The sequence below is a fragment of the Sphingomonas sp. SORGH_AS_0789 genome, assembly GCF_031453055.1.
Taxonomy (GTDB): domain Bacteria; phylum Pseudomonadota; class Alphaproteobacteria; order Sphingomonadales; family Sphingomonadaceae; genus Sphingomonas.
In genome coordinates, this window is record NZ_JAVIYV010000001.1 from 3,452,183 (window position 1) to 3,471,311 (window position 19,129).

16 protein-coding genes are annotated in these 19,129 nt (G+C 66.8%); 2 read left to right on the top strand and 14 right to left on the bottom strand.

The window, feature by feature from the left end:
- Positions 1-69: 69 nt before the first annotated feature.
- The 6 genes from QE360_RS15660 to QE360_RS15685 form a co-directional block, all read right to left on the bottom strand.
- A complete protein-coding gene (locus QE360_RS15660; protein WP_309703014.1) occupies positions 70-1,149 on the bottom strand; it encodes a hybrid-cluster NAD(P)-dependent oxidoreductase in 1,080 nt (359 codons plus the stop codon).
- Entirely contained in the window at positions 1,146-2,393 is a 1,248-nt protein-coding gene (locus tag QE360_RS15665; RefSeq protein WP_309703016.1) for an aromatic ring-hydroxylating dioxygenase subunit alpha, read from the bottom strand. The genes QE360_RS15660 and QE360_RS15665 overlap by 4 nt, the downstream gene beginning before the upstream one ends.
- Before the next feature lie 121 nt (positions 2,394-2,514).
- On the bottom strand, positions 2,515-5,076 hold the full coding sequence (locus QE360_RS15670) for an FAD-dependent oxidoreductase (RefSeq protein ID WP_309703017.1): 2,562 nt from the start codon (positions 5,074-5,076) through the stop codon (positions 2,515-2,517).
- Positions 5,077-5,135: 59 nt separating this feature from the next.
- Positions 5,136-5,993, bottom strand: a complete 858-nt coding sequence (gene purU, locus QE360_RS15675; RefSeq protein ID WP_309703020.1) for a formyltetrahydrofolate deformylase — start codon at positions 5,991-5,993, stop codon at positions 5,136-5,138.
- Between the two features lie 20 nt (positions 5,994-6,013).
- Complete coding sequence (locus tag QE360_RS15680; protein ID WP_309703022.1) at positions 6,014-6,946, bottom strand: electron transfer flavoprotein subunit alpha/FixB family protein; 933 nt, start codon at positions 6,944-6,946, stop codon at positions 6,014-6,016.
- A gap of 23 nt (positions 6,947-6,969) precedes the next feature.
- The gene (locus QE360_RS15685; protein ID WP_309703023.1) at positions 6,970-7,719 is read right to left on the bottom strand and encodes an electron transfer flavoprotein subunit beta/FixA family protein; all 750 of its coding nucleotides are present in this window, start codon (positions 7,717-7,719) and stop codon (positions 6,970-6,972) included.
- A gap of 164 nt (positions 7,720-7,883) precedes the next feature.
- Here QE360_RS15685 and QE360_RS15690 point away from each other — a divergent pair, with 164 nt between their 5' ends.
- Entirely contained in the window at positions 7,884-8,930 is a 1,047-nt protein-coding gene (locus QE360_RS15690) for a GlxA family transcriptional regulator (RefSeq protein ID WP_309703025.1), read from the top strand.
- Between the two features lie 24 nt (positions 8,931-8,954).
- On the opposite strand, the gene QE360_RS15695 is transcribed toward QE360_RS15690, so the two are convergent.
- The 8 genes from QE360_RS15695 to glyA form a co-directional block, all read right to left on the bottom strand.
- Positions 8,955-9,929, bottom strand: coding sequence for a LysR family transcriptional regulator (locus QE360_RS15695; RefSeq protein WP_309703027.1), 975 nt, complete (start codon positions 9,927-9,929; stop codon positions 8,955-8,957).
- A gap of 69 nt (positions 9,930-9,998) precedes the next feature.
- Positions 9,999-10,505 carry a prolyl-tRNA synthetase associated domain-containing protein gene (locus QE360_RS15700; protein WP_309703029.1) on the bottom strand — a complete coding sequence of 169 codons (507 nt, stop codon included), beginning with the start codon at positions 10,503-10,505 and terminating at the stop codon, positions 9,999-10,001.
- Between the two features lie 10 nt (positions 10,506-10,515).
- Positions 10,516-11,877, bottom strand: a complete 1,362-nt coding sequence (locus QE360_RS15705; RefSeq protein WP_309703031.1) for an L-serine ammonia-lyase — start codon at positions 11,875-11,877, stop codon at positions 10,516-10,518.
- A 4-nt stretch (positions 11,878-11,881) separates the two neighbouring features.
- A complete protein-coding gene (locus QE360_RS15710) occupies positions 11,882-12,421 on the bottom strand; it encodes a sarcosine oxidase subunit gamma family protein (protein ID WP_309703033.1) in 540 nt (179 codons plus the stop codon).
- Positions 12,414-15,395: a sarcosine oxidase subunit alpha family protein gene (locus QE360_RS15715; protein WP_309703034.1), complete on the bottom strand. Its 2,982-nt coding sequence runs from the start codon at positions 15,393-15,395 to the stop codon at positions 12,414-12,416. The genes QE360_RS15710 and QE360_RS15715 overlap by 8 nt, the downstream gene beginning before the upstream one ends.
- Positions 15,392-15,676, bottom strand: coding sequence for a sarcosine oxidase subunit delta (locus tag QE360_RS15720; protein WP_309703036.1), 285 nt, complete (start codon positions 15,674-15,676; stop codon positions 15,392-15,394). The genes QE360_RS15715 and QE360_RS15720 overlap by 4 nt, the downstream gene beginning before the upstream one ends.
- Positions 15,677-15,687: 11 nt before the next feature.
- A complete protein-coding gene (locus QE360_RS15725; RefSeq protein WP_309703038.1) occupies positions 15,688-16,941 on the bottom strand; it encodes a sarcosine oxidase subunit beta family protein in 1,254 nt (417 codons plus the stop codon).
- Between the two features lie 22 nt (positions 16,942-16,963).
- Positions 16,964-18,271, bottom strand: coding sequence for a serine hydroxymethyltransferase (glyA, locus tag QE360_RS15730; RefSeq protein ID WP_309704201.1), 1,308 nt, complete (start codon positions 18,269-18,271; stop codon positions 16,964-16,966).
- A gap of 167 nt (positions 18,272-18,438) precedes the next feature.
- Between glyA and QE360_RS15735 the strand changes: the two genes are divergently transcribed.
- A complete protein-coding gene (locus QE360_RS15735; RefSeq protein ID WP_309703040.1) occupies positions 18,439-19,005 on the top strand; it encodes a pseudouridine synthase in 567 nt (188 codons plus the stop codon).
- Positions 19,006-19,129: the final 124 nt, after the last annotated feature.

Here is a 19,129-nt window from a genome sequence, read left to right on the forward strand (position 1 = left end):
GCTCCGCCTGCAGCGCCCGAAAAGCCTGCGGGCGGACGCGTCATGATGGGGGCAGGATCAGCGGGGCGGCTAGGCCCCGACCTGCACATCGCCGCGCGGAACGGAGCAGCAGGCGAGGATGTATCCGTCCGCTATGTCTTCGTCGAGGATGCCGCCATTGTGGTTCATGTCGACCGCTCCAGCGGCCAGGCTGATCCTGCAGGTGCCGCATAGCCCCGACTCACAGGCGGCCGGGATGCGCACGCCGACCGAGCGGGCGATTTCGAGGACGGTCTGGCCAGCGGGCGCGACCGCTGCGACGTCGGACTCCAGGAACCGGATCGTCGCCGCATCGGCGTCCGGCGCGGCCTGCTCGGCGGGTGCCTCGCGGGTCGCCACCGGCAAATCCCCGAAACTCTCCTGATGATAGCGCGCCATGTCGTGGCCCCCATCGGCGAGGATGCCGCGCACGGCGCCCATGAAGCCATCGGGGCCACAGCAGAACACCTCCCGCGTCAGCATGTCGGGCACCAGGATCGGCAGCAGCGTGGCGTCCAGACGACCGCGATGCCCGCTCCAGGCCACGCCCGGCGGCGTGTCGCGCACGATCATGCTCAGCGCCAGATTCGGCATCTGCCGGTCGAGCAGTTCGAGTTCGTGCCGGAAGATCAGTTCGTCAGGACTGCGCGCAACGGTGACGAAGGCGATGTCGCTGTCCGGCGCGACATCGGCGATCCAGCGGAGCATCGCCATCATCGGGGTGATGCCCGATCCCGCCGACACGAACAGATAGCGCGACGCCGGATGGGCGACATGGGTGAAATGCCCCGTCGGACCATAAGCACGCAGCCGCATGCCGACACGCAGATGATCGAACATCCATCGCGTGCCGATGCTCTCCGCCTGCGCCTTGACCGTCACCGCTACCGACAGGGGGCGCGATGGCGAGGAGGACAGGGTATAGGTGCGCAGCAGCGGCCCACCCTCGATCGGGAGTTCCAGCGTCACGAACTGGCCCGGACGATAACGGAACCAGAGGCCGGGATCGGCGCGGAAGACGAAGGTCCGGACCGTCGGGGTTTCGGCATGGACGCCGATCACCTCCAGTTGGTGGAGCCGGTCGTTCCACACGGCCATGTCATCGAGATGCAGATGCGATCCCCCGATCATGCCACGCGCCGGACATGGCCCCGCCCGGCCCCGCCCAGCCGTTCCTCGACCGAGCGCGCATACCAGTCGACGAACTGGATCACGCCGCCTTCCTGCAAGGGCGAATAGGGACCGGGTTCATAGGCGGGGGAGCGGATGCCCAGCGCATTCTCCTCGACGATGCGACGATCCTGGTCGTTGGTCTGCGTCCAGACATGGGTCAGCCGGTCGAGGTCATAGTCGACGCCCTCCACCGCATCCTTGTGGACCAGCCATTTGGTCGTCACCGCCGTCTCGTTCGGCCCGATCGGCATCACGCGGAAGGTCACGGCATGGTCGATCAGGACGTGGTTCCACGTCGTCGGATAGTTGAACAGCATCAGTGCGCCGATGCGTTCGGCCGCCACCCCGTCCGACAGCCCGCGCGCCACCGCCCGCGCTCCGTTCATCGTATAGCTTTCGGCATCGCGCAGCAGCGGTGCCCGGATCGCGCGGAACTGGCCGCTGTCGTGCATGCGGAATTGCGCGGGCAGCCCCGCCGCCTCGCACCGCGCCCAGTGGTCGGCCATCTCCGGGTCCTCGCCGCCGCCCGCGACGCCGGTGACGTTCGGCGATTCCGAATAGGTCTTGCACAATTCGGGATGACTGCCCGCGCAATGATAGCATTCGCGGTTGTTTTCCCAGACCAGCTTCCAATTGCCCTTCTCGACGATGGTCGACTGGAAGGCGATCTTGGCATCGGCCAGGTTGTGCGGCGCGAAATAGGGGCGCATCAGGTCGCTGAAGGGCGCGAAGGCGGGCGGCTCGGCCGCGAGGCAGACGAAGATATAACCCGCCACGCTCTCGCACGCGACCGGCTTCAGCGAATGCTGGCTGCGGTCGAAATCCTCGCCCATCTGGCGCGCGAAGGCCAGCGAACCGTCCAGATTATAGGTCCATTGATGATAGGGGCAGACCAGCTTGGGGGCGACGCCACGCTCCGCATTGCAAACCCGGCTGCCCCGATGGCGGCAGCTATTGTGAAAAGCGCGGATCGTGCCGTCGCGATCGCGCAGGACGACGATCGGATAGGCCCCGACCTGCATCGTGAAATAGCTGCCCGGCTTGGTCAGCTCGCAGTCGTGCCCGGCGAACAGCCAGTCGCGATACCAGATCAGCTCCAGATCCAGGTCGAAGAAATCCTGGTCGACATAGAAGGGCTGCGGCAGCGAATATCCCGCCTTGCGGGACCGGATCAGGTTCAGCATCTCGCTACGGGCGTTCACCTTGCCATCCTTCTTCTCATGGGTGGTCCCGACCGACGTGAATCACACGGGCGAGCTTCGGGGATCATTGTCGCAACGCTGATTTTATGAGCAACCCGGCATTTGCTAATAGTCGCTGGCGTCAGCTCTTCGGCTTGCGGTTTTCGGGGTCGTAGAGCGGGCGATAGCCGACCGAGGCGACCTCCACCGGATAACGCTCCCCGAAATACTCGACCTCCAGCTTGCGCCCCTCCTGGCACAATGCCCAGGGTAGATAGGCCAGCGCGATGTTCTTGCCGATCGAGGGGCCATAGGCGATCGAGCTGGTGTAGGATCGCCGCCCCAATTCGTCGACCGGCACCTCGCCCGTCTCGGGATCGATCACCGGCAGGATGCCGACGGGATAGCGCTTCACCCCCTTCGCATCGACATTGTCGGTCATCACCAGCGTGCACAGCTTGGCGGGCTGATGCGCGCGCGCGCGGTGTTCCAGATGCTTCGCCTTGCCGCGGAAATCGGCTTCCTTGGCCTTGGGGCGCGCCAGATCGGCTTCGAGCAGGTTATAGTGCGTCAGCAGGTCGGCGTTCTGCAGGCGCAGGCTTTTCTCCATGCGCCGCGAATTGGCATAGGTCTCGATCCCGACCGCGATCACGCCGGTCGAGCGCAGCGCATCCCACACCGCCAGTCCGTCGTCATAGGCCATGTGCAGCTCCCAGCCCTGTTCGCCGACATAGGAGATACGGAACGCCATCACGTCCCTGCCTGCGATGCGAACGGTGCGGATCGCGGCGAAGGGGAAATTCTCCAGCGACAGCGCGTCGGGGTCCTCCACCACCTTCTGGAGATTGACGCGGGCGTTCGGGCCCCAGATGCCGATGGTGACGTACTTCTCGGTCACGTCGGTGACGGTCACGTCCAGTCCGCGATCCTGCGCGACCCGGCGCATATAATGGACGTCGCGCGGCCCCGCATCGGCGCCGTTCACCAGGCGGCAGCGATCGGCGAGGCGAAAGACGGTGAAGTCGGCGCGGACATTGCCCTCGTCATCCAGGAAATGGGTATAGACCCCCTTCCCGATCGTCGCATCGCCGCCCACCTTCGCCGCGCACAGCCATTCCATCAGCGCGACATGATCCGGCCCCTCGATGTCCGTGATGTGGAAGTGCGACAGGTTGATCAGCCCGCAATTGGCGCTGAGTTCCAGCTGCTCGGCGTTCGACACGCGCCAGAAATGGCGATTGTCCCATTCATTCTCGCGCACCGGCACCTGATCGGCATATTTCTCGAGCAGATGCTCGTTCGCGGCATAGCCATGCGCGCGTTCCCAGCCGCCCAGTTCCATGAAATAGCCGCCCAGTTCCTTCTCCCGCTCCCAGAAGGGTGAACGGCGGATGCCGCGACCGCCCGAAAAGGGCTCGCGCGGGTGGACCGGCGGATTGTAGATCTTGGCGGCGGTTTCGAGGCAGCGTTCCTCGATGAACTTCGCCTCCAGCTGGAACGGGTTGAACCGCGCATAATCGATACTGGCATGATCGATCGCGGTGCGCCCGTCAGTCATCCAGTCGGCGACCAGCTTGCCCATGCCCGGGCCGTCCTTCACCCAGATGCCGACCGCATACCACAGCCCGCGCACCTTCTGGCTCTCGCCGATCGACGGGCCGCCATCGGTGGTGGTCTGGAGCAGGCCGTTGAACGAATGCCCCTCGTTATAGCCCAGCTCGCCCAGCATCGGGGTCAGTTCGATCGCGCGCTCCAGCGGTTCGAGGACTTGCTCCATCTCCAGGTCCCGCTGCGACGGCGAGAGGCGCGCCTCCTCCTTCTCCAGCAGGTCGCGCGGATGGACGAGGCGGGGCGCGTGCTCCTCATAATAGCCCCATTCGATCTGCCCGCCCTCGGTCGTGCGGGGATCGCCAGTGTCGCGCATATAGGCCGAATTGCCCTGATCGCGCAGCAGCGGATAGCCGATGTCCTTCCCCGTCCCCTCGAACGCCTTGTACGGCCCGAAGAAGGTCAGCGGGTGGTCGACCGGGAAGACCGGCAGGTCCTCGCCCGCCATCTCGGCGATCAGGCGGCCCCACAGGCCGGTGCAAACCACGACATGATCGGCCATGATCGGCCCACGTGTCGTCACCACGCCCCTGATCCGCCCATCCTCGATGACCAGCGATTCCGCCTGGTTGTTGGCGAAGACGGTCAGCTTGCCGGCCGCGACCGCCTGGTCGACCAGCTTGCCCGCCACCGTCTGCGACCGGGGGACGACCAGACCGGCATCCGGGTCCCACAGTCCGCCCTGCACCAGGCTTTCCTCGATCAGCGGGAACTTCGCCTTGATCGTCGCGGGATCGACCAGCTCCGCGCGCGTCCCGAACGCCTTGCCCGACGCGACCTTGCGGCGGATTTCGTCCATCCGCTGGTCGTCGCCGACCCGCGCGACTTCCAGCCCGCCGATCCGCGAATAATGGCCCATCTTCTCGAAGAAATCGATCGAGTAGAGCGTCGTCCAGGTCGATAGATAATCGTGACTGGTCGCGTAGCAGAAGTCGGAGGCGTGCGCGGTCGAGCCGATATCGGTCGGCACGCCCGACTTGTCGATGCCGACAATATCGTCCCAGCCGCGTTCGACCAGATGATGGACGACCGATGCGCCGACGATACCGCCGACGCCGACGATCACGACACGGGCCTTTTCGGGAAGCGCTGCCATTCTCTACTCCTATCGGTACGGGGTCGTCGCGGGGATCATGTCGTGCATCCGCCCGGCCTTCACGGCGCGAACACCACGGTGCGGTGGCTGTTGAGCATCACCCGCCCTTCGAGATGATATTTGACGGCGCGGGCCAGCACGCGGGATTCGATGTCGCGGCCCGCCGCCACGAAATCCTCGCTGGTCATCATATGACTGACCCGTTCGGTTTCCTGTTCGATGATCGGCCCTTCGTCCAGGTCGGGCGTGACGTAATGCGCGGTCGCGCCGATCAGCTTGACCCCGCGCTCATGCGCCTGGTGATAGGGCTTGGCCCCCTTGAAGCTCGGCAGGAACGAGTGGTGGATGTTGATGACCCGGCCATAGAGCCTTTCGGACAGCTCGTTCGACAACACCTGCATATAGCGGGCGAGGACGACCAGTTCCGCCCCCGTCTCCTCGACCAGGGCGAGCAGCTTGGCTTCCTGCTCGGCCTTGTTGTCCTTCGTAACCGGCCAGTGATGAAAGGGCACGCCCTCTATCTCCGCCGCCCTGCGCGCCGCATCATGGTTGGAGACGATCGCGACGACCTCGGCGTTCAGCCAGCGAACCTTGATCTGGTATAGTAGGTGATGCATCGCATGGTCGAACTTCGATACCATGACGATGATCTTCGGACGCTCGGCGACATCGACGATCGTCAGATCGAGGCCGAACCGCGCGATGGCGGGGTGCAGCACCCCCTCGATCGCGTCGCGCGTCACCGCCTCGCTCACCGTCACTGCGATCCGCAGAAAGAAATGATCCGCCTGCCGGTCCCAGAACTGGTTCGATTCCAGGATATTGGCACCCAGCCCCGCCAGCGCGGTGGTGACGGCGGCCACGATGCCCGGCTGGTCCTTGCAACCCAGCCGTATGACATAGGATTTCTCGGTCATGGAAAGGCTTTCGCTAGGGGTCAGAGCTGGCGTTCCAGGTCCGGCAGGACCTCGAACAGGTCGCCGACCAGGCCGTAATCGGCGACGTGGAAGATCGGCGCGTCTTCGTCCTTGTTGATCGCGACAATCACCTTGGCATCCTTCATCCCCGCCAGATGCTGGATCGCGCCGGAGATGCCGCAGGCGACATAGAGGTCGGGCGCGACGATCTTGCCGGTCTGGCCGACCTGCCAGTCATTGGGCGCATAGCCCGCATCCACCGCCGCGCGCGACGCGCCGACCGCCGCCCCCAGCCGGTCGGCGAGCGGCAGGATCGTCTCGCGGAACTTCTCCGCCGATCCCAGCGCGCGACCGCCCGACACGACGATCCGCGCGGCGGCCAGATCGGGACGCTCGCTGGCGGCGAAGCGATTTTCGACAAAGGTCGACAGGCCCGGTACGTCCGGGACGTCGACCGTCACGATCTCGGCAACCGCCTCCTGGAAAGCCGCCGCCGCGAAGGCCGCCGTGCGGACCGTCACCACCTTGACCGGGTCCGCCGACCGCACCGTCTGCACCGCATTGCCCGCGTAGACCGGCCGCTTGAACGTGTCGGGCGCGACGACCGCCACGATCTCCGACAATTGCATGACGTCCAGCAGCGCGGCCACGCGCGGCAGGATGCTCTTGCCGTTGCTGCTCGCCGGTGCGACGATCACGTCATAGCCACCGGCCAGCGACACGATCAGCGCGGCGGTAGGTTCGGCCAGTCGGTGTTCCAGCGCCGCCCCCTCGGCCAGCAGCACACGCCGCACCCCGGCCAGCCTGGACGCGGCCAGCGCCACATCCCGCGCACCCAGGCCCGCCACCAACAGGTCGACCTCGCCTCCGATCGCCGACGCGGCGGTCAGCGCGCGCGCGGTCAGTTCCGAAAGGGTCGAATTGTCGTGTTCGGCCAATAGAAGAATGGACATTGCTCTCGCTCCCCCCTTCGCGATCAATGGATGCCGGCCGCTTCCTTCAGCTTGCCGACCAGTTCGGCCGCCGAGCCCAGGCGCACGCCCGGCTCGCGGACCTTCGGCTCCTCGGTGGTCAGCACCGTCAGACGCGGCGCGACGTCGACGCCCAGGCTGCCAGCGTCGACCTCCTCGAGCGGCTTTTTCTTGGCCTTCATGATGTTCGGCAGCGAGGCATAGCGCGGCTCGTTGAGGCGAAGGTCGACCGATATGACCGCGGGCAGAGCGACCCGGATCAGCTGAAGGCCGCCATCGACCTCGCGCGTCACATCGGCCACGCCGTCGGCGACGGCGATATGCGATGCGAAGGTCGCCTGCGACCAGCCCAGCAGCGCCGACAGCATCTGCCCGGTCTGGTTGGCGTCATCGTCGATGGCCTGCTTGCCGAGCAGGATCAGTCCCGGCCCCTCGCGCGCGGCAACCTCCCGCAACAATTTGGCGACCGCCAGCGGCTCGGGCATCGTGTCGGTCTTCACAAGGATCGCCCGGTCCGCGCCGATCGCCAGTGCGCTGCGCAGCACGTCCTGCGCCTGTGCCGGGCCGATCGACACCACGACGATCTCGCTGGCGATCCCGGCTTCCTTCAGCCGCACCGCTTCCTCGACCGCGATCTCGTCAAAGGGGTTCATCGCCATCTTCACATGGGCAAGGTCGACCCCCGATCCGTCGCTTTTGACGCGAATCTTCACATTGTGATCGACCACGCGCTTGACGGGCACCATCACCTTCATTCCGCCGCCCCCTCGCCAGAATAATCGTGCCGAACCGGGAGAAATCCCGTTCGACAACAGTAGGTTTGCGACGGGGTGCGCCGAGGCGGAAAGAATATTTGCGTCAAATGGACACAAACTCTACGACATGCCGTCCGAAGTTTATCGGCCGACCGGAGAACGGAATGGATCGCCCCCCACCGTCGGTGCTGAGCGCGTCGCTGCAACGCCGTGCAAAGGGGCTGCGATTGTCGGTCGGTTTCATTCTCGCGCGGCGGTTCACGCTCTGCGCTTTCGCCAACTTCGTGGACGTCCTGCGGCTCGCCGCCGACGAGGGCGATCGCAGCCGACATATCTTGTGCGACTGGAAGATCCTGTCGCGCAACTCCGCCGCCATCCCCTCCAGTTCCGGCATCGCCATCCAGCCCGACGAACAGCTGGGCGACCCCACCCGGTTCGACTATATCGTCGTGGTGGGCGGACTGGTCGATGAGATCGATGGCTTCGACAGCGAATATGTCGCCTATCTGCGCAAGGCCGCCGCGCTGGGCGTGCCGCTGGTGGGGGTGTGCACGGGCGCGTTCCTGCTCCACAGCGCGGGCGTGCTGGCCGGGTATAAATGCTGCGTCAGCTGGTTCCACCACCGCGACTTCCTGGACCAGTTTGACGGGCTGGACCCGGTGTCCGATCAGATCTTCATCGTCGACCGCGACCGGCTGACCTGTTCCGGGGGCGCGAGTTCGGCGCATCTCGCCGCCTATCTGGTCGACAAGCATGTCGGGCGGGCGCAGGCCAGCAAGAGCCTGCACATCATGATTATCGACGAAGCGCTGACCGGCGAAAAGGCCCAGCCCGGCGCGATGCTCGACTATCGTACCGACGACCCCATCGTGCTGCGCGCGCTGCTGATCACCCAGCAGAATATCGAGACGCCGCTGTCGGTCGCCGACATCGCGCAGCGCATGGGGAAGAGCAAGCGGCAGCTGGAACGCCGCTTCAAGACGGCATTGGGGGTATCGCCGCAGGCGGCGTTCATGGACATTCGGCTGTCGCTCGCCCGGCACATGCTGGAAAGCAGCGCCAAATCGATCACGATGATCGCGGTGGAATGCGGCTTCTGTGACTCCTCGCATATGAGCCGCATGTTCCGGCGGCGCTTCGGATGTTCGCCGCTGGAGTCCCGCCACGCGCTGGCCAACGGACGCGCCGTCGCCAGCGCTGCTTCGGATTGAGGCACCGGCAGGCGCGATTCCGCCCTATGAGGGCGCCCCCTCCCAGGCCATGGCGTCCTCGATCCAGGGAAACATGCGGATGAGCGATTCCACTTTCCCGCCCCGCAGGATCGCGGCGGCCTGAAGCGCCATGTCGCGCGGCAGGTCGCCGAATTCGCCCTTGCGCGCCACCAGTTGGATGCGACGGCGGAAGCTTCCCCGCGGCATAGGCAACACCGTCAGCGCGGGCAGAAGCTCGATCTGACTGGCCAGGCACAGCGGGGTGGCGATGCTCCACCCTTCGAGCGCGACGACGCTGGACAATTGCTGATGGGTGGAATCCACCTCGATCACATTGGGAATACGCAGCTTCATCCGGGCAAGCTGGCGTTCGATCCGTTGCCCCATCGCCGACAGGAGCGAATAGCGGACAAATGGCAGCTGGGTCATCGCCTCGATCGAAACCGGCAGCTCCGCATAGGCGGCGGGCGCGACGATCACGAAAGGTTCCTCCATGATCGGGTGATGTTCGATCTCCTCGACATCCTCCAACTGGCTGGACCCCGTGATCAGCATGTCGATGCTCCGCGCCAGGAATTCGCGGTGCTGGACCAGCGATATGCCCGATCGCATCTGCCATTGCTGCGCCCGCGACCCCAGCGCGCGCAGCAATGGCGCGGTCAGGTGGTTGGCGATGCTCTCGGCCATGGCGACGACGACGCATTCGGCGGTCTGCGAGGATTGCTCGCACACCTCGCGTGCCAGCATCCTGGCCGCCGCGACCAGTTCCGCGCCTTCGCGCCGCAACAGCTTGCCCGCCGGGGTCAGCGCCAGCGGGCGCATGGTGCGATCGAACAGACGCGTATTTAGCGCCATTTCGAGCTTCGAGATGATCTGCGACACGGCCGATTGCGTCATGCCCAGATGCCGCGCGCTCTGGGTCATGCCGCCAAGCTCGGAGGTCAGGATGAAGACCTCCACGGCGTTGAGGTCGAAGCCGGGCGTCAATCTGGCGGACATTGGCATTACCGTCCCATGTGGTGGAGGATGTCGGCGACACCGTCCGGTCAGACCATCAGCATCGCGACCTCACGGCGCCACGGATGCCCCGCCCGGCAGCGCGACGACCCGCACGTCATGGCCAAGCCCCTCCAGCCACGCGACCATCGGCGCGAACGGCACCGCGATGGTCGCGCTGTTGCGAAGCGGATGGACGGCGATCCGCTCGGCGTGGCGGAAGCTCTCGTCGAAGACCAGCGACACCGGGCCGGGCGGCGCGTGCGTGACCGCCAGCGGCGTCACCGCGCCCGGCGTTACGCCCAGCAGCTGCTCCATCTCGTCGGGCTTGCCGAACGAGAATTTGCCCGCGCCCAGCGTCGCGGCAAAAGCCTTCAGGTCGGCGCGCCGGTCATGCGGCAGCACGATCAGCCAGAAGCGCTTCTGCTTGTCCTTCAGGAACAGGTTCTTGGTGTGCGCGGCGGGCATGGCGGCATGGATGCCCGCGCTCTCCTCGACGGTGAAGACGGGCGGGTGCTCGATCTTCTCCATCGCGATCCCGGCGGCCTCGAACTGGGCGTAGATTTCGTCTTCGGTCATGATCCACTCATCAACATTCGGGAAAACTCACCGCCAGGCCGCCTTGCGACGTCTCCTTATACTTGGCGTGCATGTCGGTGCCGGTGCGCATCATCGTCTCGATCACCTGGTCGAGCGAGACGATATGCGTCCCGTCGCCGCGCAGCGACAGGGATGCCGCATTGATCGCCTTGATTGCACCAAAGGCGTTGCGCTCGATGCAGGGCACCTGCACCAGCCCCGCGACCGGATCGCAGGTCATGCCGAGATGATGCTCCATCGCGATCTCGGCCGCATTCTCGATCTGCGCGTCGCTTGCGCCCATCACCGCGGCCAGCCCGGCGGCGGCCATCGCGCTGGCGGTCCCGACCTCGCCCTGGCAGCCGACCTCCGCGCCGGAGATCGAGGCGTTGAGCTTGGTCAGCACCCCGATCGCACCGGCGGTCAGCAGGAAGTCGTGCATGCCCGCGCGGTCGGCATCGGGCCAGAAATCGCGGTAATAGCGCAGTACGGCGGGCACGACCCCGGCGGCGCCGTTGGTCGGCGCGGTGACGATCCGCCCGCCCGCCGCATTCTCCTCGTTCACCGCGATGGCGAACAGGCTGATATGGTCCATGATATTGTGCGGCGCCTGCCGGTTGCGGAAACGGTCGCCGGCCAGCTTCTGGCGCAGGGCGGGTGCCCGGCGCGGCACCTTCAGCCGCCCCGGCAAGACCCCCTCGGTCTGCATCCCCCGGTCGATGCAGGTCATCATCACCGCGATGACCCGGTCCAGATAGGCATCCAGTTCCTCCTCCGAGGCACGCGCGCGTTCGTTGGCGCGCATCACCTCGGCGATCGACAGGCCGTGCCGACGGCAGATGGCCAGCAACTGCGCGGCGGTGCGAAACGGAAAGGGCGGCTCGCCGGGATCGTCCTCGGCCGCATCTTCCCCGAACCGTTCCTCCGGCACGATGAACCCGCCGCCGATCGAGCACCAGCGCTCGCTGACCACGGTCTCTCCGTCCCGACCCAGCGCGGTGAGACGCAGCGTGTTGGGGTGGACCGGCGTCTCGCCATCGCGGTCGAAGACGATGTCGGCGTCGGGATCGAAGGCGATCGCGCGACCGGCCACCACCAGGCTCCGCGCGGCACGGGCCTGCTCGACGACCAGGTCGATCTGCTCCGGCTCGATCGTGTCGGGGAGAAAGCCCGCAAGCCCCAGCATGACCGCCTTGTCCGTCGCATGGCCCATGCCCGTCCAGGCCAGCGAGCCCAGAAGGTCGACCCGCACCCGCTCGAACGCCAGGCCCCTGAGCCTTGCCGCAAAGCCCTGCGCCGCCTTCATCGGCCCGACCGTGTGCGACGAGGAAGGCCCGATGCCGACGCGAAACAGGTCCCGGACGCCCAGCATCGGCCTACGCCTCGGTCTCCGCGACGTGGAGCAGCCCCTCGACATAGCGCGCGAAGGACCGCCACGTCTCGAGATGGAAACGGTCCGGCGCGCGGCGCCAGAGGATGATTTCCGCCTTGTCGTACATGGTCCGCGTACACATCCCGACCGGAAAGGCGCGAAGCGACAGGTCGAGCGCGCAGCCGCTCGCCAACAGTGTCTCGGCCATCACGCGCCCGCCCGCAATCTCCAGCGCGACCTGCCGATGGCTGACATCGACCAACGAACACACGGCATCGCCCAGCCGCGCCTGGAGAGTCGCCACCCAGTCATCGCGCGCATCCGCCGCCAGGAGCAGCCATTCGTCCGGCCCCAGCCAAAGGGCCGCGACATCCGCCTCGATCGCCGAGCGGCATGCCTCGCGTGGCAGGACGATGCCGAGCCGTTCGGCGACCAGATCGAGGGTCGCCGCCGGACAGCGCAGCACGGCGCGGCCGAAATGGCCCAGCGGACGAACCGACTCGCTACCGGCCGCGAAAGGCGAAGCGGGGGAGAGATCACACATCGATGCGGGTGCCTTCCGGATCGTAGAAAACGGGGGAGACGATCTCGACCGCGATCGGCCCGCCCGGCATGGGCACGTGGAGCGTCTCGCCCAGACGCTGGCGGCCGCCGCGCACCAGCGCCAGCGCGATCGGCGCGTCCAGTACGGCGCTGCGATAGGCGGAGGTGACATGCCCGATCGGCGTCGTGGCGGCGGACGGCGCCACGATCTGCGCCCCCTCCTCCAGCACCGTCCGACCGTCCAGGCTCTTCAGGCCGACCAGCTGCTTGCGATCGGACGCCGTCATCGCGGGACGGGCGAGCGAGCGCTTGCCGACGAAATCGGGCTTCGCCTTGCCGATCGCCCAGGACAGGCCGACATCGTCGGGCGTGACCGTCCCGTCGGTTTCCTGTCCGACGATGATATAGCCCTTTTCCGCGCGCAGGACGTGCATCGTCTCGGTGCCATAGGGCACCATGTCGAACGCCTTGCCGCGTTCCCATATGGCTTCCCAGACCATGCGACCATAGCCGCTCGGCACGTTCACCTCGAAACCCAGCTCGCCGGTAAAGCTGACCCGCATGAGCCGCATCGGCACGCCGCAGATGCGGGCATCGGCGATGCTCATGTGCGGGAAGGCGGCGGCCGATATGTCCAGCCCCTCGATCAGCGGCGCGATCACCTCGCGCGCCTTCGGGCCCTGGACCGCGATCACCGACCATTGCTCGGTCGTCGAGGTCAGCCAGACGTTCAGGTCCGGCCATTCGGTCTGGAGATAATCCTCCATCATTCCCAGCACGCGCGCCGCGCCGCCGGTGGTCGTCGTCACATGGAAACGATCCGTCGCCAGCCGCCCGACCACGCCGTCGTCCATCACGAAGCCGTCCTCGCGCAGCAGCACGCCATAGCGGCACTTGCCGATGCCCAGCTTGGTCCAGGCATTGACGAAGAAGCGGTTCATGAACTCCGCCGCATCCGGCCCGACGATCTCGATCTTGCCCAGGGTGGAGGCGTCAAAGATGCCGACGCTCCGCCTTACGCCCACGCATTCGCGCGCGACGGCGGTGTGCAGGTCCTCGCCGGGACGCGGGAAGTAATGCGCGCGGCGCCAGTTGCCGACATCCTCGAACGCCGCGCCTTGCTCCCTGGCCCAGTCGTGGATCGCGGTGATCCGCGCCGGATCGAACAGGTCGCCACGCGCATGGCCCGCCAGCGCGCCGAACGTGACCGGCGTATAGGGCGAGCGGAAGGTGGTCAGCCCGATCTCCGGGATCGACCGCCCCGTCGCCTCCGACACGATGCCCAGCGCGTTGATATTGGACAGCTTGCCCTGGTCGGTCGCCATGCCCGTCGTCGTATAGCGCTTGACATGCTCGATCGACAGGAACCCCTCGCGGGTCGCCAGCAGGATGTCGCGGGCGGTGACGTCGTTCTGCCAGTCGACGAACGCCTTGGCCTTGCCCAGATCGCGCGACGTCGGGGCCGCGCCCATATGGCCACCCTCGCCTTGCGCATGGCGCAGCGCGACCATGGGAAGCACGGCCGGGCCTGACGCCGTAAAGCCCGCCGCCGACGCGGCGTCCCGCCCCGCCGCGATGCCGTCGCCCAGTGCCTCGGCCAGCGCGAACCGGCCCCGACACGCGCCTGCCGACCGCTCCGCCTCGGCCGAGACGTCGGGCAGATAGGCCTGGAGCCCCTCGTCCCAGGCCAGCTTTCCGCGCGATTGGGAGAAGAGGTGGACGCTGGGCGTGAAACCGCCCGCCATCAGCACCGCATCGCAGTCGTGACGAACGGTCTTGCCCTGCGCGGTGATGGTGATGGACGCGACCCGCAGGCCGCCGGTCGTGCCCTCGATCCTGGCATCGGTCGCGACCGGCAGCCCCGCCGCCTGTGCCGCCCCCGATGCGGCGGACGGCGGGCGAATGTCCGCGACCATCGCGACCGTCACGCCCGCCGCCGCCATCTCGTGCGCGACGCGATAGGCATTGTCGTGTGCCCCGACGATGACGACGCGTTGCCCGACCGCGACGCCATATTGCTGGAGATAGGTGCGCGCGGCGTCCGCCAGCATGATGCCGGGCCGGTCATTGTCGGGGAAGACCAGCGGCCGCTCGATCGCACCTGTGGCGAGCACGACCTGGCGTGCGCGCACCTGCCACAGCCGCTCGCGCGGCATGCCCTCGGCCGGGTTCGCGAGATGATCGGTCAGCTTCTCGGTCAGCCCGATCCAGTTGTGCGGATAATAGCCAAAGGCGATCGTGCGCGGCAAAAGCGTGACGCCCGGCAACGCGGCCAGTGCCGCCAACTCCCGCGTCAGCCACTCCGTCGCCGACAGCCCGTCGATCATGGTGTCGGCCGCCGCCAGCAGCGATCCGCCGATCCGGGGGCGATCGTCGCACAGCATCACCCGCGCGCCCGCCTCCGCCGCCTGCCGCGCCGCCGCGATCCCCGCCGGTCCGCCGCCTACCACCAGCACGTCGCAATGCGCGTAACGCTGCGTATAGTGATCCGGATCGGGCTCGGACGGTGCGACGCCCAGCCCCGCCGCCTCGCGGATGCGCGGTTCGTACAGCCGGTCCCACGCCTTTTTGGGCCACATGAACGTCTTGTAGTAGAAGCCGGCCGGAATGAAGCGGCTCAACAGCCGGTCGTTGATCGCCATGCGATCATGTTCGAGGCTCGGGTACCGGTTCTGGCTGACCGCATCCAGCCCGTCATAGAGTTCGACCTGGGTCGCCAGCAGATTGGGGGTATAGCGTGCCCGGTCGCGACGAATGCCGACCAGCGCATTGGGCTCGTCCGCGCCTGCGCCCATGATGCCGCGCGGCCGGTGATATTTGAACGACCGCCCGACCAGGTGCACGCCGTTCGCCAGCAATGCCGAGGCGAGCGTGTCGCCCTCCTGCCCCGTATACTCCTTCCCGTCGAAGGTGAAGCGCAGCGGGCGTCCGGTGGTGACGCGGCCTCCCACGATGCGATGATCGCCGGTCGTCATGCCCGCTCTCCCTCCGGTGGCTGTTCGCCGACCTTGTAGGTCGCGACGAACGCGTCGGTCCGCGTGTCGCGGATGGCGTTGAAGAAACGGGCGCAGCCATGGACGTGACGCCAGCGCTCGGCATGTCGCCCCTTGGGATTGGAACGGGTATAGAGATAGGTGCTCCACTCCGCATCGTTCAGCTCGGCCGGCCGTGCCGGACGCTCGATATGCGCCTCTCCGGCATAGCTGAATTCCAGCTCGGGCCGCTCGCCGCAATAGGGACAGGGGATGATAAGCATGGTCGCGCCTCTCAGTGGGCGACGGCGGCGGCCGCCGCCTCGTCGATCATTTGGCCGTCGCGGAATCGCTCGATCGTGAAGGGGGCGTTGATCGGATGCGGCTCGTCGCGCGCGATGGTGTAGGCCAGAAGATGCGCGGCGCCGGGCGTCGCCTTGAACCCGCCCGTGCCCCAGCCGCAATTGACGTACAGGCCCGGCACCGGCGTCCTGGCGATGATCGGCGAGCGATCGGGCGTCACGTCGACGATCCCGCCCCAGCTGCGCAGCATCCGCATCCGCCGGAACTGCGGGAACAGCTCGCAAATCGCCTCCAGCGTGTGCGTGGCGATGTGCAGGCCGCCGCGCTGCGTATAGCTGGTATAGGCATCGGTCCCCGCCCCGATCACCAGCTCGCCCTTGTCGGACTGGCTCATATAGGCGTGGATGGTGTTGGACATGACGACACAGGGGAAGATCGGCTTCACCGGCTCCGACACCAGGGCTTGCAGCGGATAGCTTTCCAGCGGCAGCCGCACGTCCGCCATGCCCAGCACCACGCTGGTATGCCCCGCCGCCGAGACGCCGATGCGCTTCGATCCGATGAAGCCGCGGGTGGTTTCCACGCCCGTCACCGCACCGGCCGCATCGCGGCGGATGCCGGTGACTTCGCAATTCTCGATGATGTCGACGCCCAGCGCGTCGGCGGCGCGGGCATAGCCCCAGGCGACCGCATCGTGCCGTGCGGTGCCGCCCCGCCGCTGCAACGCGGCGCCCAGCACGGGATAGCGCATGTCGGGCGAGATGTTCAGCGGCGGACAAAAGGCCTTGGCCTCCTCCGGCGTCAGCCACTCATTGTCGACGCTGTTGATCCGGTTGGCATGGACGTGCCGCTTGAAGACTTGCACGTCGTGGATGTTGTGCGCCAGCATCATCACGCCGCGCTGCGAGAACATGACGTTGTAGTTAAGTTCCTGGCTCAACCCCTCCCACATCTTCAACGCATGGTCGTAGAGCGCGGCGCTCTCGTCGAAAAGATAGTTGGAGCGGATGATCGTCGTGTTGCGCCCGGTATTGCCGCCGCCGATCCACCCCTTCTCCACCACCGCGACATTCCGGATGCCGAACCGGCTGGCCAGATAATAGGCCGCACCCAGTCCATGCCCGCCGCCGCCGACGATGATCGCGTCATAGGATGGCTTCGGGCTGGCGTTGCGCCATTGCGGCTTCCACCCCTTGTGACCGCCGAGCCCCTGCCGGAATAGCGAGAATGCGGAAAAGCGCTGCATCGTCCCCCTCCCTTTCCCGGCCTCAGCTGCGCGACGTCGCGTAGATCGGATAGCGGGCGCACAGCGCGACCACCTCGCCCCGTGTCTGTTCAATCAGCGCGTCGGGCACGTCCCCAGCGGAGGCCGCGTCGAGGATGCGGTTGATCAGCCGCGCGACCTGCTGAAAGGCGGCGACGTCGAAGCCACGGCTGGTCAGCGCGCCGCTCCCGAGACGGATACCAGATGTCACGGCGGGTTTCTCCGGATCGAACGGGATGCCGTTCTTGTTGCAGGTGATGCCGGCGGCATCCAGGATCTGTTCGGCGCGCTTGCCGGTCAGACCCTTGGGCCTCAGATCGACCAGCACGACATGGGTGTCGGTGCCGCCGGACACGATGGTGTAGCCGTTCGCGGCCAGCGCGGCGGCCAGGGCCTGGGCATTTTCCACGACGCGCCGGGCATAGTCCCGGAAGGAGGGGCGCAGCGCCTCGCCGAACGCGACCGCCTTGGCCGCGATGACATGCTCGAGCGGGCCGCCCTGGATGCCGGGGAAGATGGCCGAGTTGACCTTCTTCGCCAGCGCCTCGTCATTGGTCAGGATCAGGCCGCCGCGCGGTCCCCGCAGCGTCTTGTGGGTCGTGGTCGTGACGACATGCGCATGGTCCAGCGGATTGGGATGGACACCGCCCGCCACCAGTCCGGCGAAATGCGCCATGTCGACCATCAACACCGCATCGACCGAGTCCGCGATCGCCCGGAACCGCGCGAAATCGATCTGGCGCGGATAGGCAGAGCCGCCCGCGATGATCAGCCGGGGATGATAATCCCGCGCCAGCTCGGCGACCGCGTCATAGTCGATCCGCTGATCCTCCTCGCGCACGCCGTAGGGAATCGCGTTCAGCCACTTGCCCGAAAAGGTCGGCGCCGCGCCATGGGTCAGATGCCCGCCATGCGCCAGGCTCATCCCCATCAGCGTATCGCCGGGCTTCAGCAGTGCGAACTGCACCGCCATATTGGCCTGGGCGCCGGAATGTGGCTGGACGTTGGCGAACCGCGCGCCGAACAGCGCGCACGCCCGGTCGATGGCGAGCTGCTCGGTCACATCGACATGCTCGCACCCGCCATAATAGCGGCGCCCCGGATAACCCTCGGCATATTTGTTGGTCAGGACCGAACCCTGCGCCTGAAGCACCGCCGTCGAGACGATATTCTCCGACGCGATCAGTTCCAGCTTGTCGGATTGGCGCACCCATTCCGCCTCGATCGCCGCAGCGACGGCGGGGTCGGCGTCCCGCAGCGCCCCGCCGAAGAACGGAACGCCAGCGTCCTCCCCGCAACTGTCCAAGGTCATCATGTCCAAGCTCCCCCCGACGCTTTGGGCAGGATGATGCCTCGCCCGCCCCGCCGCCGGGATGCGTGCGCCGCACGCCCCGAAGATTTGCGACACGGCGCGCGCGCGTAGACCGGCGGCGCCCTGCGCCAGAAGACAAAGCCGCAGCCCGGCGATATGAGCGCGGGATGAGCCGCCTGCTGTTGTTCAACAAACCCTTCGGGGTCCTATCGCAATTCACGGACCGCGGATCGCCGACGGTCCGCGCGACCCTGTCCGACTTCATCACGGTGAAGGGTGTCTATCCCGCCGGAAGGCTCGATCGGGATAGCGAGGGCCTGTTGCTGCTATGCGATGACGGGCGGCTGCAGGCGCGCATTGCCGATCCCCGCTTCAAGATGCCCAAGACCTATCTGGTGCAGGTCGAAGGCGATCCGCAGGACCAGGAACTGGAGGGCCTGCGGCGGGGCGTCCGGCTCAACGATGGCATGACCCTGCCTGCCGAGGTCGCGCGCATCGACGCGCCGGACCTGTGGCTGCGCGATCCGCCGATCCGCCAGCGCAAGTCGATCCCCGACAGCTGGCTGAAGATCACCATCCGCGAAGGCCGCAACCGGCAGGTGCGGCGCATGACGGCGGCGGTCGGATTGCCCACGCTGAGGCTGGTCCGCTGGTCAATCGGCGACTGGTCCGTCGCCGGGATCGCGCCGGGCGCGTTCGAGGAGGTTTCTCCGCCGGGCAAATCGGAGCGATGACGCTGTCTGGCGGACGGCAGGCGGCATTGCGTGCGACGCCCCTGCCCGTTGCCGGTTGCCGCCGACCGCGAAACCTGATTTGAGGCTTTGCCCGGAGGCGACTTGACGGCATCCGCCCGGCTCA

Excerpts from the sequence above, each read along its gene's own strand:
- QE360_RS15660 (WP_309703014.1), bottom strand. The coding sequence starts at position 1,149 with ATGATCGGGGGATCGCATCTGCATCTCGATGACATGGCCGTGTGGAAC.
- QE360_RS15720 (WP_309703036.1), bottom strand. The coding sequence starts at position 15,676 with ATGCTTATCATCCCCTGTCCCTATTGCGGCGAGCGGCCCGAGCTGGAA.
- QE360_RS15690 (WP_309703025.1), top strand. The coding sequence starts at position 7,884 with ATGGATCGCCCCCCACCGTCGGTGCTGAGCGCGTCGCTGCAACGCCGT.
- QE360_RS15700 (WP_309703029.1), bottom strand. The coding sequence starts at position 10,505 with ATGACCGAAGACGAAATCTACGCCCAGTTCGAGGCCGCCGGGATCGCG.
- QE360_RS15735 (WP_309703040.1), top strand. The coding sequence starts at position 18,439 with ATGAGCCGCCTGCTGTTGTTCAACAAACCCTTCGGGGTCCTATCGCAA.
- QE360_RS15710 (WP_309703033.1), bottom strand. The coding sequence starts at position 12,421 with ATGTGTGATCTCTCCCCCGCTTCGCCTTTCGCGGCCGGTAGCGAGTCG.
- QE360_RS15695 (WP_309703027.1), bottom strand. The coding sequence starts at position 9,929 with ATGTCCGCCAGATTGACGCCCGGCTTCGACCTCAACGCCGTGGAGGTC.
- QE360_RS15715 (WP_309703034.1), bottom strand. The coding sequence starts at position 15,395 with ATGACGACCGGCGATCATCGCATCGTGGGAGGCCGCGTCACCACCGGA.
- QE360_RS15705 (WP_309703031.1), bottom strand. The coding sequence starts at position 11,877 with ATGCTGGGCGTCCGGGACCTGTTTCGCGTCGGCATCGGGCCTTCCTCG.
- QE360_RS15725 (WP_309703038.1), bottom strand. The coding sequence starts at position 16,941 with ATGCAGCGCTTTTCCGCATTCTCGCTATTCCGGCAGGGGCTCGGCGGT.
- QE360_RS15685 (WP_309703023.1), bottom strand. The coding sequence starts at position 7,719 with ATGAAGGTGATGGTGCCCGTCAAGCGCGTGGTCGATCACAATGTGAAG.
- purU (WP_309703020.1), bottom strand. The coding sequence starts at position 5,993 with ATGACCGAGAAATCCTATGTCATACGGCTGGGTTGCAAGGACCAGCCG.
- QE360_RS15680 (WP_309703022.1), bottom strand. The coding sequence starts at position 6,946 with ATGTCCATTCTTCTATTGGCCGAACACGACAATTCGACCCTTTCGGAA.
- QE360_RS15670 (WP_309703017.1), bottom strand. The coding sequence starts at position 5,076 with ATGGCAGCGCTTCCCGAAAAGGCCCGTGTCGTGATCGTCGGCGTCGGC.
- glyA (WP_309704201.1), bottom strand. The coding sequence starts at position 18,271 with ATGACCTTGGACAGTTGCGGGGAGGACGCTGGCGTTCCGTTCTTCGGC.